Annotated in this window: 16 protein-coding genes, 1 tRNA gene and 2 pseudogenes; 6 read left to right on the top strand and 13 right to left on the bottom strand. The window is 40.1% G+C overall.

Annotated elements, in window-relative coordinates:
- A complete protein-coding gene (locus tag HWQ39_RS10550; protein WP_292843976.1) occupies positions 1–216 on the bottom strand; it encodes a hypothetical protein in 216 nt (71 codons plus the stop codon).
- A 126-nt stretch (positions 217–342) separates the two neighbouring features.
- Complete coding sequence (locus HWQ39_RS10545) at positions 343–1575, bottom strand: damage-control phosphatase ARMT1 family protein (RefSeq protein ID WP_292843974.1); 1233 nt, start codon at positions 1573–1575, stop codon at positions 343–345.
- A gap of 99 nt (positions 1576–1674) precedes the next feature.
- On the opposite strand from HWQ39_RS10545, the gene HWQ39_RS10540 reads away from it, so the two are divergent.
- The gene (locus tag HWQ39_RS10540) at positions 1675–3024 is read left to right on the top strand and encodes a glutamine synthetase family protein (protein ID WP_292843972.1); all 1350 of its coding nucleotides are present in this window, start codon (positions 1675–1677) and stop codon (positions 3022–3024) included.
- Positions 3025–3110: 86 nt separating this feature from the next.
- Here the strand turns inward: HWQ39_RS10540 and HWQ39_RS10535 are convergent, their stop codons facing one another.
- Both HWQ39_RS10535 and HWQ39_RS10530 read right to left on the bottom strand, forming a co-directional pair.
- Positions 3111–3479, bottom strand: a complete 369-nt coding sequence (locus HWQ39_RS10535) for a hypothetical protein (RefSeq protein ID WP_292843971.1) — start codon at positions 3477–3479, stop codon at positions 3111–3113.
- A 73-nt stretch (positions 3480–3552) separates the two neighbouring features.
- Positions 3553–3777 (bottom strand): hypothetical protein, encoded by a 225-nt coding sequence (locus HWQ39_RS10530; protein ID WP_292843969.1) that lies wholly within the window; start codon positions 3775–3777, stop codon positions 3553–3555.
- 906 nt (positions 3778–4683) lie between these two features.
- Here HWQ39_RS10530 and HWQ39_RS10525 point away from each other — a divergent pair.
- On the top strand, positions 4684–4968 hold the full coding sequence (locus tag HWQ39_RS10525; protein ID WP_292843967.1) for a DUF427 domain-containing protein: 285 nt from the start codon (positions 4684–4686) through the stop codon (positions 4966–4968).
- A 340-nt stretch (positions 4969–5308) separates the two neighbouring features.
- Here the strand turns inward: HWQ39_RS10525 and HWQ39_RS10520 are convergent.
- From HWQ39_RS10520 to HWQ39_RS10495, 6 genes and pseudogenes are all read right to left on the bottom strand, one after another.
- Positions 5309–5407 (bottom strand): annotated as a pseudogene (locus tag HWQ39_RS10520) (Uma2 family endonuclease); the annotation flags it as partial.
- A gap of 373 nt (positions 5408–5780) precedes the next feature.
- Entirely contained in the window at positions 5781–8819 is a 3039-nt protein-coding gene (locus HWQ39_RS10515; RefSeq protein WP_292843965.1) for a hybrid sensor histidine kinase/response regulator, read from the bottom strand.
- Between the two features lie 84 nt (positions 8820–8903).
- Positions 8904–11705, bottom strand: a complete 2802-nt coding sequence (locus tag HWQ39_RS10510; RefSeq protein ID WP_292843963.1) for a methyl-accepting chemotaxis protein — start codon at positions 11703–11705, stop codon at positions 8904–8906.
- Between the two features lie 60 nt (positions 11706–11765).
- A complete protein-coding gene (locus tag HWQ39_RS10505) occupies positions 11766–12263 on the bottom strand; it encodes a chemotaxis protein CheW (protein WP_292843961.1) in 498 nt (165 codons plus the stop codon).
- A gap of 4 nt (positions 12264–12267) precedes the next feature.
- Positions 12268–12645: a response regulator gene (locus HWQ39_RS10500; RefSeq protein WP_292843959.1), complete on the bottom strand. Its 378-nt coding sequence runs from the start codon at positions 12643–12645 to the stop codon at positions 12268–12270.
- 62 nt (positions 12646–12707) lie between these two features.
- Positions 12708–13775, bottom strand: coding sequence for a response regulator (locus HWQ39_RS10495; RefSeq protein ID WP_292843957.1), 1068 nt, complete (start codon positions 13773–13775; stop codon positions 12708–12710).
- A gap of 547 nt (positions 13776–14322) precedes the next feature.
- Between HWQ39_RS10495 and HWQ39_RS10490 the strand changes: the two genes are divergently transcribed.
- Complete coding sequence (locus tag HWQ39_RS10490) at positions 14323–14493, top strand: hypothetical protein (protein WP_292843955.1); 171 nt, start codon at positions 14323–14325, stop codon at positions 14491–14493.
- Positions 14481–14816, top strand: a pseudogene (locus HWQ39_RS10485) (XisI protein). The gene HWQ39_RS10490 and the pseudogene HWQ39_RS10485 overlap by 13 nt, the downstream one beginning before the upstream one ends.
- A gap of 14 nt (positions 14817–14830) precedes the next feature.
- Here the strand turns inward: HWQ39_RS10485 and HWQ39_RS10480 are convergent.
- The 3 genes from HWQ39_RS10480 to alr all read right to left on the bottom strand — a co-directional run bounded on the left by HWQ39_RS10480 (position 14831) and on the right by alr (position 16672).
- The gene (locus HWQ39_RS10480; protein WP_292843953.1) at positions 14831–15169 is read right to left on the bottom strand and encodes a DUF29 domain-containing protein; all 339 of its coding nucleotides are present in this window, start codon (positions 15167–15169) and stop codon (positions 14831–14833) included.
- A gap of 121 nt (positions 15170–15290) precedes the next feature.
- A tRNA-Leu gene (locus HWQ39_RS10475) sits at positions 15291–15372 on the bottom strand.
- 112 nt (positions 15373–15484) lie between these two features.
- Positions 15485–16672 (bottom strand): alanine racemase, encoded by a 1188-nt coding sequence (gene alr / locus HWQ39_RS10470; RefSeq protein WP_292843952.1) that lies wholly within the window; start codon positions 16670–16672, stop codon positions 15485–15487.
- Positions 16673–17084: 412 nt separating this feature from the next.
- Here alr and HWQ39_RS10465 point away from each other — a divergent pair, with 412 nt between their 5' ends.
- Positions 17085–17582, top strand: a complete 498-nt coding sequence (locus tag HWQ39_RS10465; protein ID WP_094349059.1) for an HNH endonuclease — start codon at positions 17085–17087, stop codon at positions 17580–17582.
- Between the two features lie 731 nt (positions 17583–18313).
- On the top strand, positions 18314–19597 hold the full coding sequence (locus tag HWQ39_RS10460; protein WP_292843950.1) for a bifunctional oligoribonuclease/PAP phosphatase NrnA: 1284 nt from the start codon (positions 18314–18316) through the stop codon (positions 19595–19597).
- The last annotated feature ends 277 nt before the right edge of the window (positions 19598–19874 follow it).

Here is a 19874-nt window from a genome sequence, read left to right as displayed (position 1 = left end):
TTACTTACTGTATAAATATTTATCTATATTGCTAGACCAGTCAGGCGGCCCTTCGAGATTGAGCGAGCGCGCCGTTTGCAAAAATGATACCGTTTCATGTTCACTTGGCGGTAAAATTTCAATACTCATTCGCACGCGGGTATTGATTGGCAGTGCGATCGGTTCTGCCGGATAGAACACTTTGCCATTAAAGACAGCTGTGATTTTTTCTACCATTTTCCTCAAAAATTGCTTCTAGTCTATCCTAAGCTGGTTGTGGTGCTACGGGTAGGGTAGACGACGCTAGAAGTAGTGAAGATACGTATACTTCTCTTACAAATTATCTCAATTTTTTAAAATCGTCTAAAGCACCAACTGAATCACACCCCACTGTCCATTTGTTAACCAAGAAGAGTCAGTTTTTGCTACTTTCTCAATAATTTCTGGTTTTAAACCAACTGCAACTTCTGACTTCAGGGTGCGTAAAGCTACCATTGGCACGGGTAAATAGCAAACTATATCTGCAATGTTAGTGGTAAAATCCCAGTGGCGATCGCCTAATAATCGGCGATAATTTGCATCTCCTTTGACTATAACCAAACTCGCATTGGCTAATTCATTTTTGAGGGAGTTAGATATTTCCCAAAATGCTAAAGGCGATGTCCAAAAGTAATTTTCAGATAGTACTAAACGCCCTGATGCAATATTTTCTTGCAATCTTTGAGCAAAAAATTTAACTTGTTGATGTCCACTTGCGGCTAAAAATTTTATTGTGTAATCTACATCCTTAATCATGGCATCAGATACAAAAGTCGGATGTGGCTTTAAGTGTAGGTAAACCTGATTACCCAGTCCGCTGCTTAATAAAAAATCCGCTAAAGATAAGTCACAAACAAGTTCAAAGCCAGCATTATCTACAACAAAATCAATTCGTCCACCATGAGAAGTAGTTAATAATTCCGCGACTTGGGAGGCATCATTTACTAAGATGTGAGCTAATTGGGTTTGAATATCAAAACGACTCCGGTCATTCTCGAATGCTGACCATAAACTCAAGTCAACTCGATTTCCCCACAAAGCAAAATATAAAAGTGCAATTAAAGCTGTTTGGTTTGATTTTTCCCCTATTTGGGAATTATCTAACCAATTGTTGACTTGACCACATAGCAAAATAATCGAGTCTAGAGATGCTTCCAAGCCTTGAGATTTTTGTAACTCAAATGGATCAATACGTTGCCATACACCAGGGCGAAAATAATTGGTAATTTCCAGAATTAATCGATAAAAATAAGTTTCGGCAAAAAACCAAGGAACATCTACCCAACGCTGACCCTTATAGAATTCTAAATATGTATTCCAGGCAGAAAAATCTATAGCAGTGTCATTTACAAGAGGTTGTAAAAATCCTGTTGGCAGTTCTGTAGCCAGGTTTTCTAAGCTGGTATTAATCTCAGATGAGAAATTATTTTCAGCGATAACTCGGCGTGCGATCGCAGGTATTCGTTGAGTAACGGTAAACTCAGTAAAAGAACCGATTTCTGACCCCAAAAGAGATGGTGGTATGGGTAATTTGGGGATGTGGGATATATTCACCACAAACTTTTCTTATCCTCATATTTCTAGTTATTCTAGCTTGAACGTGAAAATGAGGTGGGAGAATTGTCAAATCAACTCAATAGCGGGATAAATTGACCGATGGCTGCAAATAAAGCATTTAAGAAAGTCAGAAAATCTCTTCAGGAAGCTGGAGTTAGGTTTGTCCGTATCCTTTGGTGTGACAACGCCAACATCATTCGTGGCAAAGCTGTTCATGTCGATATGTTATCCCACTACTTTGACTATGGTGTAGGCATTTCTGCTGGACAACAGGGAGTACCTGTAATGTATGATGCTGTCATCCCTGAAACTGGTCTAGGGCCAGTAGGCGAAATCCGCCTAGTACCAGATTGGTTTAGCTTCACTCCTTTACCTTACGCTCCAAGTCATGCTCGTGTAATGGGGAACATGGTACTTAACAGGAGTCCTTGGGCGTTATGTCCCCGTAATTTTCTGATACGGATGATTGAGGCGGCCAGACGCGAGGGGTTAGAAATTAAAGCTGCATTTGAAAATGAATTTTATTTATTACGGCAAACATCTGAGGGAATTATACCAGTAGATTCCACAGTTTTTGCTTCGACTCAAGCAATGGATATCCATCAAGAAGTAATTGATGAGATAGTCGAAGCACTCATTGCCCAAAAAATTCCTGTTGAGCAATATTATCCCGAATCTGGCCCAGGTCAACAGGAAATCTCTATGCGATATACTGATGCTTTACGGGCAGCTGATTGGCAGATTAGCTTTAGAGAAACCGTGAGAGCGATCGCTCATCACCATAATCTTACAGCTTCTTTCTTACCCAAAATTTTCCCAGATGCGGCTGGTAGCGGTTGCCATATCCATCTTAGCCTCTGGCGTAACGGACAAAATATCCTACCAGATCCTCAAGATATCTGCGGTGTTTCCCAGATAGGCCAAGCATTTATTGCTGGTATACTCGATCATCTGCCAACATTAATGACCTTAACTACTCCTAGTACTAATTCTTACCGCCGCATTCGTCCTCATAGCTGGAGTGGTGCTTTCCGTTGTTGGGGACTAGACAACCGTGAGGCTGCCGTGAGAGTGCCCAGCAATCCTGGATTCAACGGTTCCAGCCATTTTGAGTTAAAAACCGTTGATGCGTCAGCCAATCCTTACCTCGCTTTAGGTGCGGTGATTGCAGCCGGACTTGATGGTGTACAACGAAGTTTAAAACCGGGAAATCCTGTTGCACAAGACCCCGGATACCTACCAATTGAGGAACGTTATGCCAATGGTATTGACCTTTTACCACAAAGTCTTGGCGAGGCTCTAGACTGCCTAAAACAGAATAATATTCTTTTAAATGCTTTAAATCCAGATTTATCGCAAGCATTTTTAGCAGTCCGTCAAGCTGAGTGGTCAGCCATGAAAGATTGGGAATTGGAGGCAGAAGTAAAGCTTTTATTAGAGAAATACTAAAGTTATTAGAAGATGCGGAAATTGATTTCAGCACTCCTGACAACTTAGTTTTTGCTGTAACGTTACGAACTTGGCAAACCTATATTCTAGTTACATGAATCATTAGTACTGCCCATTGATGTCAGCTGTAACTCAACCGCGTTGACGTAACTTGAATCATTCAAAACTTGCGCTGGTAACTTATTAGCTTTAACAGCAGCCTGAACCACATCTTTGGCAGTCAGGTTTCCGGTTTGGTATTTAAACAACAAAGTGCCCCCACTGGGAATACCCTGCTCTTTTAAATAACCTTGATAAGCTAGAAAGGCAATATTGAAGGGTTGCAGATATTTGGCATCTGTATTTATTTGTCCACCACTATTGTTAGTATTAGCTGTTTGAGCGCCAGCAATTCCAGGTATAAAAGTAATAGAAGTAATGATAAGTGCAGAACTTAACCAGTTTGTAAGTATCATAAATTTGTCCTCATTAGAGATTAATTAGTGTTGTTATGTAAATTACAGATCGAAAACATAGAAGTAACTTAGATTATTCAAAATCACCAAGACCCATCATGTAATAGGCAATAAAAGCGGTGTCAAAGGGTTTGAGATGATTGGCGTTTGGAGAATTTTTATGGAGATTGTTAGAGTTGGCTACAGTGTTTATTGATGGGCTATTGTGATTCTTAAGTAGATGAAGGTTAATGATTTTAGGCATAGAATTAATCCAAGCAACAATATATGGAAAATTTATCAAGTTTGTGAGTTTCATAGAGTTATCCTCAATTAGAACAAAGTGCAATTAGTATTCTCTAGTCATAGAGTCCACTGTTTTATTAATCTCAACCTTTTTACGATCGATTCACCTGACAGGTTGATTTGTTAATTACCCAAATGGGAATTCTGAGAAGGTTTAGTAATAACTTAAAAAATGCAAAGATATTCTAAATAAAATCCTTAGCTTGGAAGCATTTCTAGAAGGTGCATTAGCGTAGCTTGCCACAGGCATCGCTGATATATCTCTCTTCTAGACATTTTTTATTCAATCTATAAACCAAAATCCAACTTTTTTTGGAATAATTAACTTTCCATATCAATATGCTATAAAATCTTCTCGATAGAAGCAAATGCTTTTAATTTTCAAATCCATAAATAAAAGTGATTGTAATTAATAGTTAAAAGAAAATCCTGTAACCTATTACCTTAGATATATGCGAGTTTTTATTTTATAATCAGAGAATAACTATCATTGCGATCGCGAGTGCCTCTCGTAGAGAGGCGGAACGACTAAGCTATCGTATGGACTTGCTCTTGTAGAAAATTTTGTGATTGCTTCACTTCGTTTGGTTCGCAATGACATGCAAAAAATTGACTAAGATAACAGATTGTCATTGCGAATGAAGCAAAGCGGAATGTTCGCGGAGCGTCTCGTTGGCACAGCCTCTCGTAGAGAAGAGAAGCAATCGCAAGGTCTAGATGTTGCGATTGCTTTGCTCAATTTCATTACGCTCACAATGACAAAATATGTTTCTACACATTTTGGATGCTCCCGGATACTCCCCATTACCTTTTGGTGACTTCTGAACTCTTTTGGCAGGGTAGCAGATTCTATAAATTCACTACAAATAAGCTGATAGTGTCAAAATGTTATGTGTATAGTTTATTTACAAAGTCATTTATGCCGAAAGCAATTTGGAATGGTACTGTTTTAGCCGAGAGCGATAATACTGTAGTTGTGGAAGGCAACCATTATTTCCCTGTTGACACCATTAACAAACAGTACTTCGCAGAGAGTAACACCCACACGACTTGTCCTTGGAAAGGTGTTGCCAGTTACTACAGTATCGAAGTTGATGGGCAAATCAATAAAGATGCTGCTTGGTATTATCCCAACACCAAGGAGAAGGCTAAAAATATTGAAGGTTATGTGGCCTTCTGGAAGGGTGTAAAAGTTGAAGCTTAATAAAGGTTCCTGAAAGTATTTTCGTTTCAGTGAATTGATATTATGTCCTAAGACGGTTCAGTTAAGAGTTCCTGGTGTAAAAATTGGTCTTTCAAGACGTGATAAATCGCGTCTCTACATGAGGGTTTTGTTTCTCATTCTGAACTGTATTGTGTTATGTCCAACTAATTGCCCATAACATAATTAGCCCGTATAGGCGGGCTAATTATTTAAACTATTTACGATATTTGCGAATTTATTTTAAATAGTGCGATCGCACTTGGTTCGGGTGCTATTCTCGAAATCCAGATGAGTTTGTCAAAATTCAAAAAATCTGAGATATTAGTCTTACATCTTTTAAATGTTTGCCTTGTGGCATTGGTTTCTGGTAGATACGACCGGTTTCTGGAAGTTTGAGGAACTCTGCTAAGGAGATTGGTTTGTGCAGCGTGATTGTCATAGCTGTGCAAATGCCATATTTGATTGGAATCTTAGCATTTTCTGTCTTGAGATTTTATGGAGCAAACCTATTCTCCTTGATGTTGCTGCTTAAAATCAGCTAATATTTGTTGAATTTCTTCTGCTGAAATGTCTTCTTGTTCAGATTTAGAGTAGATGGTTACTAAAATAATATTTGTATCTGTCTTTAAATAATAAATTACTCGATTGAACAAGCATTATATGTAGGTTGGGTGGAGCGGAGCGCAACCCTACATATATCAGGATGTTGGGTTACGCAAAGCCTCACCCAATCTACAATTTTTTTGCTATAAAACAAACTGTGCGTTAGCTAAAGGCTAACGCACCATAAAAAATATATGAAAACCGCTATATCAATTAGACACTGCTTGTTCCGCTACAGGATGAATTATTTCCTCCAGCGTTTGGAGTAATTCTTGCTCGTTATAAGGTTTAGAAAAGTAAGCTCGCGCACCCAATTGCATAGCGAGTTGCCGATGTTTATTACTACTACGAGAAGTCAGCATTGCAACTGGAATGTTTTTTGTATCAACGTCTGAATTTACCTTACCTAAAAAGCCATAGCCATCAAGGCGAGGCATTTCAATATCGCAAATTACCGCCTCAACTCTCAACCCACTATGGAGTTTTTCTAAGGCATCTTGACCATCTTTAGCTTGCTCTACTTGATACCCGCCTTTTTCAAGGGTCAGTGCTAAAAAGCGGCGAACATTAATCGAGTCATCTACGATTAAAATTGTGCCCTTCTGCTTAACTGAAGTGGCTGATATTTTCTCTTCATCAAATATGAGGAACGGTGTTTTTAACCTTGCTGATGGTAATTGAGTACCTCTAGGAATCTTCCGATTTGTAGCAATCCAATACAGCAACTCATTGACATTAACTAGTGGTACAACTCGACCATCACCGAGAATTGTGCAGTTGCTAAAGCCTTCAGGTAAAGGTATATTTCCTTCGACCTGGCGAATAGCAACTTCCTGTTCACCCCAGCAACGGTCTATTTGGATCGCTACTGGCTGATTATTACCTTTGACTACTAACACGCTGTTAGCATTAATTGCGGCCGGAGTTTCTAATTCTGAAGTATCGTAGCGCAGGCAATTAAACTCTAAATAATGAGTCAGGCGAATCAGTGGTAGCATTGTTCCTTGCCAATTTAGGACTTCACTACCTGCCATTTGAAAAACTCGCTCGTCTTGGAGTAAGGATATTTCGGAAATGACATCTGTAGGAAATGCTAATAGCATTTTGTTGATTTCTACTAGTAGAACTCGCGCAACCGAAAGGGTAAATGGTACTGATAGGGTGAAGGTAGTACCAACTCCTGGCTCTGTATCTACTTTCACATCTCCTCGAATCAGTTTGAGGTTGTTACGAACCACATCCATACCGACACCGCGACCAGATAATGCTGTTACTTGCTCGGAGGTGGTAAAACCTGGTTCAAAAATTAGTGATAATAGTTCTTCATCACTAGCATTAGCGAGTAGAGAAGCGTCTAATCCCATAGCTAGGGCGCGGGTGCGAATTTTCTCTAGAGAAATACCCCAACCATCATCACGGATAGTAATGAGGGTGCGATTGCTGCGGTGAGTAGCTGTAATTTCAATTAATCCTTGTTCTGGTTTACCCAGAAGGCGGCGGGTGCTAGAGTCTTCGATACCATGATCGAAGGCATTCCTTAACAAGTGCATTAAAGGTTCATTTAAAGCTTCTAAAATGCTGCGTTCAATTAAAGTGTTACCACCTTCAATTTTTAACTGGACATTTTTTCCATACTCTACATTTAAATCGCGCAAGGCTCTAGGAAAGCGTTCAATTAAATCGGACAGTGGCCGCATCCTAATGTGATTTAGTTTTGTTTGTAATTGTTTGGATGTTTTGTTTAATTTGCGAGCAATATTGTCTGTATCATCTACACTGAGTTGCACATCAGTTGTAACTTCCTGCACCTGAACAATGGTTTCCATAACTTCCTGCGATCGCAGGTTTAAATCGTTATAGCGATCCATTTCTAAGGTATCAAATTCTCTGTCTGTGTCTTGTGTTTGATGACCATTTTCAGCTTGTGCCCTTACCCCAGCAGCTTGAGTGGAAATTTTGTCGTAGGCTATACGTAAATCTTGGTTTTCGCGGTCGAGAACTTGGACTCGCTGGTTGAGATTACGAACGAGTTTGCGTAATCTTTCTAGGTGTGAGTTTAACCCATTACGTTGAACAATCAGTTCGCCAAATAAATCATTAATTTGCTCTAGTTGTTTGCTAGGAACTCTAACACTATTTTCATGAATTTCCCGCTCTTTTACAACGTTATTTTGCTCTCCTTTGCCTTCGCCAAATTTGGCATCAGGAGAATTATCTTCTCTAGAAAAGATGGTATTATGTTCGGTGACATTGACACCATTTACATCATCGGCAAATTCTGCATCTACGAATGTAAAATTGGCTGCAATCGCTTCATCTTTAATCCAAGTTTCGGGAGTTATTTCGGCTTGCCAAACTGCTGTTGAAGCTGCTTCTGTGTCGAGGATATCTGCGGGGAGAAGCTGCGGTATTATTTCTGCTGGTAATAGTAGCGGGGGCTGCGTAGAACTACTCAAGTCAATTTCTGTAGGCAAGTTATCTAACTGATTTATCAACACCAAAGCTTGCGATCGCCGCCATGCTTGCAATGCTAACTGGGCAATTTCGGGAATGCGTTCCCTGGAGGGGTTGTCGAAGACATCGCTACTGACAGTTTCCAAGTGCTGCGTTACTGACTCACAAAGCTTGCTAAAAGCTGGCAACTGGAGCATTTCACCCAAACCGCCTAATTCAGCTGCCATGATCGTAATTTCTTCATGCAGTCCCGGCTGTTCGCTATCTGTCAATATAGATTCTAGGCGTTGCAAACACTCTTCTACTTCGGTGGAAAATAGCAAGGGAATAACGTCTTGGCCATCCTCTGGGGATAGCATGGTTGAGGCATCCTCAGGGGTGGGGTCGCCTAAGCGATCGTGCAATTCATCAAAAATTGGATAACAAAAAGTTGCTAACCACTGATCTTCGACAACATTCCCTTCGGCAAGCAATTCGACAATCTGACGCAGCCAGTCAACTCCAGATAGCAATAAACTTTGTAACTGAGTATCAATTTCTAAAGAATTTTTTTTAGTTTTTAAAACTTTAAAGGAATCTTCCAGACGGTGAGATAAATCACTAAGCGATCTAAATCCCATCATCCCCGCACCACCTTTAATAGAGTGAGTGGCCCGGAGTGCAGCATTAATTTTATCTAAATCGATACGGTTACTAGTATCGATTTCCAACAATACCCCTTCTAAGGTATTTAAGTAATCAGTTGCTTCTTCCAGAAATTGCATCTGGATTTCTAATTCTTTATCTTGTGGCATGGTTTTTGTTAATAATTGTTAGGCATTGGGCATTGGGCATTGGACATTGGGCATTGGACAAATGACAAATGACAAATGACAAACTTAACTAACTTTGAAAGCCTCGACAGTCTCTTGCAACTGCTGCGAAATGTCCACAGTTTGTTGCAGTGATTCGGAAACTTGGCGAGAAGAATCGCTGGTGCGTTGTGATATAGCAGCGATATCTTTCATCAATTGGCTAACACTTTGGGATGTTTCAACCTGAGATGCAGTTGCAGTAGAAATTGACTGTACTAAGGAGTCAATTTGAGACGATACATCCAAAATTTCACTCAGACTTTGTTTAGCCTCCTCCACAATGCGAGTTCCTTCTACCACTTGGGTAGTGCCTATTTCCATCGCCTGCACCACTTCACTGGTTTCTCGTTGGATATTTTCAACAATTTGTTCAATTTCTTGGGTTGCTGCGGCACTTCTGACTGCTAGTTCGCCGACTTCTTCGGCCACTACGGCAAATCCTTGACCTTCTTCACCTGCACGCGCGGCTTCAATACCGGCGTTGATGGCAAGCAAGTTGGTTTGAATAGCTATTTGGTTAATTAAAGAAACTACGCGAGAAATTTGTTGCGAAGATTCTCCCAAACGCTTCACTTTTTTAGCAGTTTCACCCACGGTTTCCCGCAAAGACAGAATATTTTGTACTGTCAAATCCATTGCGTGTCCACTCTTAGTAGCGGTGTGAGCTGCGTGGTTGGCAACAAAGGCAGCTTTTTCGGCACTTTCGGCTACGGCTTTCATCGATTGAGTCATTTGGTCAACAGCATCCAGGGTGCGGTTGATTTCGGCGGCTTGGGTTAGCGCTTCTTCTGCTAGGTGGCGAATGGCTCCTTCGTTAGAGCCAATTGCACTATTGACATGGATGGCAGCTTGTTTAACTTGGGTAACAATATCCCGCAAGCTTTCCACAATGGAGTTAAAAAAGTCGGCAACAGTGCCGATTTCCCCGGCGGTTACGTCTGCGCGCACTGTCAAATCACCTCTGGCTGCACCTTCTACATCGTTGAGTAGTTGTAAAAGTTGTTGTTGCAGTGTTTCGTCTGAACCACTGACAGTAACATTTCTGACTTTTTCTATTTCTTCTAATAGCTTGGCTTGTTCTAAGGCATAGCCGACTTGAGTTGTTATTTGTTGAAATAAGTCAATTTCTGGCTGTTGCCAAACATGAGGAGTTTCGCAATGATGAGCAATTAATAAGCCTAAAAGTTTCTCTTGAGCCAGAATCGGTACGATTAAATGAGCTTTGACAGCAAATTTTTCCAAAAGTTGGATGTAACCGTCAGCATTTTTCAAGTTTTGGTCTTGATGAATGTTGGCAACTGCTTCCACCTCTGCATCACGATCAGTTTTTAGATAATGTTCTCGGAAATAGGGGTCATCAATTTGCACTCCCAGCATTTCCGGCCAATTACCAGTGACGGATTCTGCAACGACAGCGCCAGCTAAAGTATCTGGATTCAGACTATAAATGATTACCCGGTCTGTTTTTAGCGATCGCTGAACTTCTTTGACTGCTGTATGATAAATATCTTCAGTTTTCAGAATTTTCCGAATCTGTAGGGTAATATCTGCTAGTAATTTTACCCCTTCAACGTCTAGTTCCTGTTCCTTAACTATGACCTGCAATTGTTCGGCCATAAGGTTGATATTTGCACTCAATACCCCTAATTCGTCTTCTCTTTCGATTTGCAGACGGGTATTGAATTTACCTTGACCTAGTTTTGCTAATGCCGCAGTGGCATTGAGAATTGGCTGTGTAGTCAGTTTCGCTAACCGAGATGCGATCACAGCTACAATTAATGCTGTCGCTGCTGTACCAATGGCTATAATCCACAATAATTGTCTTTGCGGTTCAAATACAGTTGCGGTATCTGTGGATAAAAGTACTTGCCAGTTTAAATCAGGTAAGCCATCTATAGTACTAGCTGGTACGTAGCTGACCAATTCTTGTTTTTTCTGAGTTTTCGGAACTTCTATAAAACTATTTACCTTTTTAGCTGCCAGCAGTTTCGGTAAGCTAGAATACTCTTCCTTGGCATCTCTCCCCAATAATTCCTTTTGGGGACTCAAGAAAACTGTTCCCGAAGCATCGAGCAACTGGTATTGTTTACCATTGGCTACGTAGTTTTTGATGACTTCTTCTAAATATTTTACGGGCATACGTGCTTGTACCACGCCAATAGTTTGCCCCGTCCTTGTCTCTTTCACAGGTGCAGCTAGATAAATACTCACTACACCAGTATTTTTTGCTGCTTCCGGTTTACTGATAATAGGAGTATCTTTTTGTAAAGCGTCTTGAAAAAAGGTACGATCTTTTTGATTTTCCAGGGGTTCGCCTGTGGACTGCACAATCAAGTTACCTTGGCGATCGAAAACAGCAATACTGTCATAAGCTTTGTAAGCTTCGACAATACGATCCAGGACTGCTTGCTTTTGCTGGGTAGTGACACTAGTTTGGGGACTTATCAAAAATAGCAAACTTGATATTACCTGAATATCACCGTAGCGTCCCAGCATAAAGCGGTTAATTTTATCACTTAAACCAGTGGCTTCGGCTTGTTGAGACTGGGTAATTTGCTTAGTAATGGATTTGTTGGCAAAACCAAAAGCGATCGCGCCGATGCCCAATATTGGTATTGTACTGATTGCGATCGCTAAAATAGTCGCTTTCTTAACCAATCCCAGCCTTGTAAAAAAGGCAATACTCTGACTTGAAGAATTATTAGCACTTTCAGTAGTCAGCTTAGTTGGTAGCTTGACTACAGTCCCAATACCTTTTTGTGATGAAATCAGTGATGCTCGATTTTGAGCGCCACTACCTTGATTCGTGTTGGTTTTATTAAACATAAAAATAGTTCTCCTAAGTATGTGAATAAGAACACTAAAAATCTTTTTTAGTAATACACTCTAATCACTGCGGAGAATAGAAGATTGTACAATCGCCTGTGCATCTAATACCAGTAATATGTCTTCCTCTTGCACAACACACCCACATAAATAAGGAACTAAACTGGATGCCACTTGTCCTATAGGAGAATGAATATCATCAACAATAAACTTGGTTGTACCTTTGATTTCTTGTACAACTAAGCCCAATACTAATGATTCCACTTGGATAATGATTACATTGTACTGTCGCAGTCGATAATCTAGAGATTCTAAATTGAGCATTCTTGGCAAATCAACTACCCAAATTATCCGACTCCGCCAATTCATTAATCCTAAGATACAGGGCTGCATATTAGGCATTGAAGTGATAGATTCAATGGGCACGAGAATAGCTTCTTGTGTATGCCTCATTGATAAAACAGCAGTAGTTTGTTGATTTAGCTGAAACTTCAGATAACCATCTACTAAGTTATTTTGAGTTATTTTTTCAGGAAGAGTAATGTTTGTACTAGTCATTGATTCAAATTACCACTGATTTAATAGTATGTAGGAGATGTTCGCGGGTATAAGGCTTAGTTATATAGGCATCTGCACCTTGCCTCATCGCCCACAAACGGTCAATTTCTTGATTTTTGGAACTACAAACCACAATCGGCACTTTTGCAGTAATTGGATTTCTTCTTAGATAACGACACAATTCAAATCCACTCATTTCTGGCATGACGACATCAGTAACGATCGCATCTGGTTTTTCTAACACAGCTTTTTCTAAACCTTCTTTTGCACCACTTGCCTTAATTACGTTGTAACCACTTTCTTTAAGATAATGGCTCATTAATTCCAATTCACTGGGAGAATCTTCTACAATCAGAATCGTGCCAAGCAAAGTCAGGCTCACTATTAAATCTCCTAAAAAAATAAATTAAACGTATTTTGTTATTTTTATTTACCTTGTTTAAATCAACCAAGATGCTTAAAAACCATTTTTAGCAATTCTGATTGTGTAAAAGGCTTGGTCAAATATCCTGACGATCTGACGATTTTAGCCTTTGCTCTGTCAATAAATCCTGTTCTACCAGTCACCATAATAATTGGTGTATTTTTAAAAGCTGAATGTTTCCGTAATAAGGAACATAGCTCATAACCATCTAAACTTGGCATTTCAACATCTAGCAAAATCAGATCGGGTTTACTCCGCAGAATTTGCATTAAAGCTTTTACCGGATCATTGATCATTACAACTGAAAATGTATTTTCATCCAGAAAGTGTTTGATGGAATTCAAAACCGTTTGGCTATCATCAATGCAGGCAATTGTATATAGTTTTTTGCCAACAGGTGGCTGATTAATTTTATTATTATCAGGAATATCAAAATTGATTGGTATCGGCAATTTTTGGCCAATTTTTATTTGCAGTTGTGGCTGAACTTGAGTCGCTTGTGTTGCAGCCAAAACTTGGGAACCCCCACCGGCCGGAATTGATGACTGGATATTTTGCCGATTTCTTAATTGCTTTTGACAGTGTTCAACAAGTAACCGTAAATCCAGGCGACAGAACTTTGGTAATTCATCCAAAGAGCTTTCAGGACTAAATTCATAGCTACCTTCTTTTAAACACAGAAATGATTCCAGCACTTCTTTTGCCAATTCGTCTATCAGGCTTCCCGCTTGCACAGAGGTAATATAATCCTGATTTACTAGCCAACAAATAGCTTGGTAATCTGCATTTGGTATTGATTGATGTTCATTCTTCGTCTCAAACATCAGCCGCATCTGCACGCGAGTGGCGCTGTTTAGAGCAGGAATTTGCTGACTCAATCGCCGTAAGTGACTGTCAAGACGCTCAAACAGTTTATCTGAATAGGAGGCATAAGTAAGTTTACCGTCCTCTAGATAGATTGACCAAGAAACTATCCCGGTAAATATGCTTAAGCAACCTGTAGCACGGCGACTGGTTAATTGTGCCAACAGAGATAGCGGATGTAGTTTCTGGAACAACCTGTAGTTACCTATAGGAGTTGTGCTCATTTTGCTTTTACTTCAGCTAAATTCGATACGTGTAAGCTAAATTCGTGCAGAGTTATTCCACAAATTAAAGTTAAGTAAAAGGCTTCAAAGTTTTGTATTTTAAAGTACATAGTTTTGACCTCTAGGATTTGTGGTGAAACTCAACGAAAGCCGCTTTATATTCAAATGCTCAAATCTCAGTAAATTCGTAAATTGTTATTAATTTACTTCCTGTTACTGAGATTTATAAACATTCTGGAAAAATAAGACATAGAAATGTCAAGACTAGATGAAGCCACTTTCCATTGAGTAACCCCATTCTGACCACAGGAATAATACTGATTTTCTTAAAATAATATCTTTGAACTTCTGTATTTACACTTAAGTAAAACCTAGTCTATAAGCCCATGAGTACTAAATGAAGCTACCTTCTATTAAATATCCCATTCTGACTACAGGGATAATACTGATTTTGTTAGTAAAAATAAAACAGACTTGAGAAGGTTAGGAGTTAAAATGTTTTAAGTAAAATTTTATACTAAAATAAGATTTTACTGCTTTGGCAGAGATGTTTGTCCAAAAAATTTGCGCGATCGCCAGTTTAGTCGTACTGTTGATGTCGTGTGAGTGCGATATCTCTAGATTAGGCATTAATATACAAAATATTATCAAAACATACCAACTTAAATTGATTACCTATCAGCCTGTAACGGAGGATATTGTCGAATGGATAACCTAAAAAAATATCAACAAATAATTAAGCAACTTCTCTAAGAATATGCTGCAAATTCTAGTCAAGATCCAGAAATTGAAACCCAATTAATTTTTGATACAGAACATCACCACTATCAACTTGTAAATGTCGGCTGAAAAAATCAACGTCGTGTTTATGGTTGTTTTTTACATCTAGACATCAAAGATGGTAAAGTTTTGCTGCAACACAATGGGACAGAAAATGAAGTAGAAGAAGATTTAGCAAATTTAGGTATCCCTAAGCAGAATATTGTCATCGGCTTTCATTCGCCATTTAAGCGCCAATTTACAGACTATGCTGTGGGTTAGATATCAATAATCCACTAATCAGGTAAAAAGTCTTTATCTAAACATTCATCCGTAGTTAAGGGAAAGTCTACCGCAAAAGTATCAAGCAATAAACTAGTTTGATCACTGGCTTGTTTTCTTGCATCTTGATAACACTCAGTCCAAACTTCCTGGAAATATACTTTGAAACTAGGACTATCCTTAAAAGTTCTTGTCAATCTGCGTCGATCTTCTCTAATAGTTACTTTCCAACTTTTTCTAACTGGTATAAAACTTACGCACGCTCTACGAAATAACAAAGTCCCTAGCAACCCGATTTGATTTTTGATATTACGCAAGAAGTGTAGCGATCGCAAAGTTAAAAAAACAGACAATAATCTTCTTACATCGCTGGAATCTATATATATCTATCAACTCTCCTGCTTGCAGTTGAGGATGAGTTAATTCAAAAACTGCATGAGCCAACAGACTCATGCAGTTTTCAGAAATCAAAAATGCGGATGAAAGGACTTGAACCTTCACTCCTTTCGGAACTAGAACCTAAATCTAGCGCGTCTGCCAATTCCGCCACATCCGCATCAGTTTACTATCATACCATAAGAAATAATTTTTGGGAATAGGGGAAGCAGGGGGAAATTCCTCTCCTCTGCACCCTTCCCCCTGCCCCTCTGCCTCTTCCCAATGCCCAATTACATAACTGCAACACGAGGCAGACGATGTTTGAACCCACAAAGAATTTCCCAAGAAATAGTATTTAGTTGTTTTGCCCAATCATCGGCTGAAATTTGTTCTTTTCCCTGTTCCCCTAGCAAGGTGACTATTTCTCCTTCTTGGATGTTAGGTATGGCACTCACATCCAGCATTAACTGATCCATTGTAATTGTCCCGATTTGCGACACTCGCTGACCGCGAATTAACGCCTGCATCTTGTTGGAAAGACCGCGAGGAACACCGTCAGCATAGCCAATGCCCACAACGGCGAGGCGGAGTTCACGTGGGGCAATAAATTTATGACCGTAACTAACAGCTGTTCCTGCGGCAATTGTTTTAACCTGGGTGACTCGTGCCCTAAGTTCCAAAACAGGCTTGAGGTCGATCGCATTTTGTAAATGCGGTGCTGGGTAGAGTCCGTAAACGGCTAAACCTACTCGCACAATGTCGTAGTGCAATGCCGGATTTGTGAGTGCGGCGGCTGAGTTGGCCAAGTGCAAGCAGGGGACTTGAATTCCCATTGCTTTGATTTGAGCGATCGCATCCTCAAATCGTTTATGCTGTTCTTCCATTGCCGTTGTATCAATATCATCTGCTGTTGCCAAATGGGAATAAATACTAGCAATAGAAAGATGTGGTAAGCGCTGGACTAATTGCACAAATTCACCAGCTTGTTGCCAATTAGTTCCCAACCTCGACATTCCCGTGTCTAATTTGATATGTACGGGTACTGGAGAACCATAATTCATGGATTCCAGAGTATTAGAAAATACTAAAGCTTGTTTAGGGTTACAGAGTGTGGGCTGGAGTTTCCAATGTGCGATCGCATGAATCTGTTCTGGTGTATGAGTTGCCCCTAAAATCAAAATGGGCGCTTGAATCCCGCCTTCTCGCAATTGAATAGCTTCTGGAACTGTAGCGACTCCCAGCCAACTAGCTCCCGATTGGATTACGGTTTGAGCGACTGTCACCGCACCATGTCCATAGGCATCAGCTTTGACTACTGCCATCAACTGGGTACGCGGCGATAAAAACCGTACCAGTTGCTGTACATTGTACGACAACGCCCCTAAATCAATTTCTACCCAAGCTCGTTGCGAAAACCACGCGTAGGTGTCGCACTGCTGATCGGGAACTATACCAGGGATTTCTTTGCCACTTAACATTTGTACTGACTCCTATCCCGCCACGGCTAAACTTTCAAGTTATCTATCTATACACGCTCCTAAAAGCGATATCAGATTAAATAGGAAGTTTAACCTTCATATTGGAATTGATACAAGATGTTGCGGCACTAAAGTAAAAGTTAGGAGTTGAGAGTTAGGAGTGAGGAGTTAGAAGTTAAGGGTTAAAAGTTAATCTTACGGCTCAACTTTTCACTCCGTTTTTCTCTACGAGACACTGCGCGATTGCGTTAGCATACGTAATCGGATTCGCATCATGTCATAAATTTTACTTTTAGACTCCTAATGCCTAACTTAATTTCCAAATTTTCCCGAAAGTATAATTTCTTCTCATCTCCATAGCAGGGTGTCTTTGTGTTAATATATTGTAAAACTCATACCCTGAGCGCAAATAATGGGGAAAGTTTTAGTCTTAAACGCCTCTTACGAACCTCTCAATATAACGAGTTGGCGTCGTGCTGTAGTTCTTTTAATCAAGGGCAAAGCAGAACGCGTGGAACACAACGGTAAATTTCTGTACACTGATTTCCCGTTGCCGACCGTAATTCGGTTGCGTCATTATGTACGCGTTCCTTATAAAGAAATTCCTCTGACTCGCCGAAATATATTGCACCGTGATGGTCATGCCTGTCAATACTGTGGTTACACAGGTGATGAGTTGACCCTAGATCATGTAATACCGCGATCGCGCGGCGGCGGCGATACCTGGGAGAACATTGTTACCGCTTGTGTCCGTTGCAATGTCAAAAAAGGTAGTCGGACTCCTCACGAAGCTCACATGCCTTTGCGTCATCCCCCACGCCAACCTTATAGCAGTCTCTATTTCGAGGTTAGCAAGCATCTTAAGAGTGGACTGCACACAGAATGGCAAAAGTATGTCATCGGTCTTTGAGCAAAAAAAGTAGGGGAACAGAGGGGAAAGAGCCAATAACTAAAGTTATGGAATGTTAAAAAATTGGCGGCTGTATAGCTTGCAAAGAAGCGGAGTGCTTCCATGCTTGCTCAAGCCTCTAAGTTTGTGCATGAATTTTCCCTTTACTCCTCATCCCTGCCTTGAAAGTGCTGTTAGCGGATAGGTAAGGTTTAGCCCGTGCTGAGTTCTGAGTAAAAATACCAATCCCCAATCCCCACTCATTCTTTCATCCCCCTGCCTTGTGCCTTTTTCCATTAGGCTTTGCTCTGAACGAGCAGAATTTTAAAGGGGAATATAAACACACATTGTTCATCAAAAAAAAATAATTTTTAATTGCTTACTAGTCACAATAATGAGAATATTAAGTATAAGAATATTTAAAATATCAAAGACTAATCCTAAAGTATAAGATAGAAAATATATCCTAAGTCAGAGAAAAATCCCGCCGATAAAATTTACGAAAGAGAAAAAAGCCCCTAAAACAGATTTATGCTGCCAGATACAGCCCAATATACTTAACTTACTTGCTGTATGCCCTTTAGTAGAATTTAGTCGATGTTAAGCACTGTTACTGACAAAAAATATACTTAGATGTATAGTGCAATGTTCTGATATTTTTGCGAAGATCATAATAATGTGGCTAAATTCAGTGAATTGCTGCTTGTAGTATTTCTGAATTAAAGGAGCCTCACACTTTAAAAAAGTTCCCTATGTACTTTAATTCTCCCGTTACTCAGTTTGAGAGTTTGTCGTTGACCACAGAGCCAAACCCAGAGGAACCTGAAATCGAGAAAGCGCCAGTGGAAGTTGCATTTAAGAGTCCGTCATTACCGCCATCGGTAGGTGATGGGGCTATATATCTCAATCAGCGTGGTAATTCGCTGGCACAACAAAAATCAGAAGAACTGCAAAAAACCCTTTTGGCACACCGACACGATCGCCAACTGGTAATTCTGCAAGATTTTCCCGATCCTGATGCCCTCTCCTGTGCTTGGGCCTATCAGTTAATTGCCCAGCAATATGATATCAAATGTGAAATAATTTATGCTGGTGCATTGAGCCATCAAGAGAATATTGCCTTGGTAAGACTGACGAACTTACCGATCCAACGCTGGACAATGCAAACCTTGAAAACCAAAGATTTGTCATGTTATCAAGGTTTTGTCTTAATTGATAACCAGGGAACCACTTCACAGCTATTATCAGCGGTGCAGCAAGCTAAAATTCCCCTAGTAGTACTCATCGACCATCACAGTATCCAAGGCGATCTTCACTCAGAGTTTGAAGATATCCGTCCTTATGTAAGAGCGACGGCAACAATTTTTACTCAATACCTCCAAACGGGATTATTAGCATTAGATAGCAGCATAAATCAACACGTCAAATGTGCAACTGCCTTGATGCACGGCTTGCGCTCGGATACAAATCGCCTGATGCAAGCACAAGAAGAAGACTTTATGGCGGCGGCGTATTTAAGCCGATTTTATGACGCTCAACTGCTGAATGCCATTTTACAGGCGAACCGTTCCAAGCGGGTAATGGATGTGATCGAGCGATCGCTAAAAAATCGCATTGTCCAAAATAACTTTTCCATTGCTGGTGTTGGTTATTTACGCTACGAAGACCGCGATGCCATCCCGCAAGCGGCTGATTTTCTCGTCACTGAAGAAAACGTCCACACTGCCGTAGTTTACGGCATTGTTCACGATGAAGACGAAGAATTGGAAATAGTCATTGGTTCCCTGAGAACCAGTAAACTCACCCTTGACCCCGACGAATTCATCAAAGAAGCCTTTGGACAAGATAGTGCAGGGCGCTTTTTCGGCGGTGGAAGAACAAGCGCAGGTGGCTTTGAAATTCCAATGGGCTTCTTATCAGGCAGCAACGAAAATTCCGCTTATGCGAAAATGAAATGGGAAGTATTCGACGCTCAAATTAAGCAAAAATTGCTGAGGTTAGTTAATCCGAGAGACAACCCGATTCAGTCGGAGTAGAGGGAACTCAAGGAGATGTGGAGAACTCCTAACTAATGTAGCAGTCAAAGTATTTGTTCAAATAGCATCCCTTCCCGATTTTTGATAAAAGTCGGGAATTTGCATTTTATGACGAATGCTGAACTAAATCAAAGTTAACTTGCTACAAGTAGAAATTGTTAATGCTGATATTTGTAAATCAGATTGGTTTCCTATTTTTTATCATGACCCTCAGTCATATATCAATACTTCGGACAAAATTAAGCAGCAATAACGCCATAAGAGCGTAGGTTTTGAT

Source organism: Nostoc sp. NMS8 (assembly GCF_017115045.1).
Lineage (GTDB): Bacteria > Cyanobacteriota > Cyanobacteriia > Cyanobacteriales > Nostocaceae > Nostoc.
The sequence above is the reverse complement of the archived record's forward strand: the minus strand, read 5'-3'. Positions and strand labels throughout refer to the sequence as shown.

Bases quoted from the DNA above. Each gene is read 5' to 3' on its own strand.
- HWQ39_RS10550 (WP_292843976.1), bottom strand. From the start codon at position 216: ATGGTAGAAAAAATCACAGCTGTCTTTAATGGCAAAGTGTTCTATCCG.
- HWQ39_RS10540 (WP_292843972.1), top strand. From the start codon at position 1,675: ATGGCTGCAAATAAAGCATTTAAGAAAGTCAGAAAATCTCTTCAGGAA.
- HWQ39_RS10535 (WP_292843971.1), bottom strand. From the start codon at position 3,479: ATGATACTTACAAACTGGTTAAGTTCTGCACTTATCATTACTTCTATT.
- HWQ39_RS10530 (WP_292843969.1), bottom strand. From the start codon at position 3,777: ATGAAACTCACAAACTTGATAAATTTTCCATATATTGTTGCTTGGATT.
- HWQ39_RS10525 (WP_292843967.1), top strand. From the start codon at position 4,684: ATGCCGAAAGCAATTTGGAATGGTACTGTTTTAGCCGAGAGCGATAAT.
- HWQ39_RS10515 (WP_292843965.1), bottom strand. From the start codon at position 8,819: ATGCCACAAGATAAAGAATTAGAAATCCAGATGCAATTTCTGGAAGAA.
- HWQ39_RS10510 (WP_292843963.1), bottom strand. From the start codon at position 11,705: ATGTTTAATAAAACCAACACGAATCAAGGTAGTGGCGCTCAAAATCGA.
- HWQ39_RS10505 (WP_292843961.1), bottom strand. From the start codon at position 12,263: ATGACTAGTACAAACATTACTCTTCCTGAAAAAATAACTCAAAATAAC.
- HWQ39_RS10495 (WP_292843957.1), bottom strand. From the start codon at position 13,775: ATGAGCACAACTCCTATAGGTAACTACAGGTTGTTCCAGAAACTACAT.
- HWQ39_RS10490 (WP_292843955.1), top strand. From the start codon at position 14,323: ATGTTTGTCCAAAAAATTTGCGCGATCGCCAGTTTAGTCGTACTGTTG.
- alr (WP_292843952.1), bottom strand. From the start codon at position 16,672: ATGTTAAGTGGCAAAGAAATCCCTGGTATAGTTCCCGATCAGCAGTGC.
- HWQ39_RS10465 (WP_094349059.1), top strand. From the start codon at position 17,085: ATGGGGAAAGTTTTAGTCTTAAACGCCTCTTACGAACCTCTCAATATA.
- HWQ39_RS10460 (WP_292843950.1), top strand. From the start codon at position 18,314: ATGTACTTTAATTCTCCCGTTACTCAGTTTGAGAGTTTGTCGTTGACC.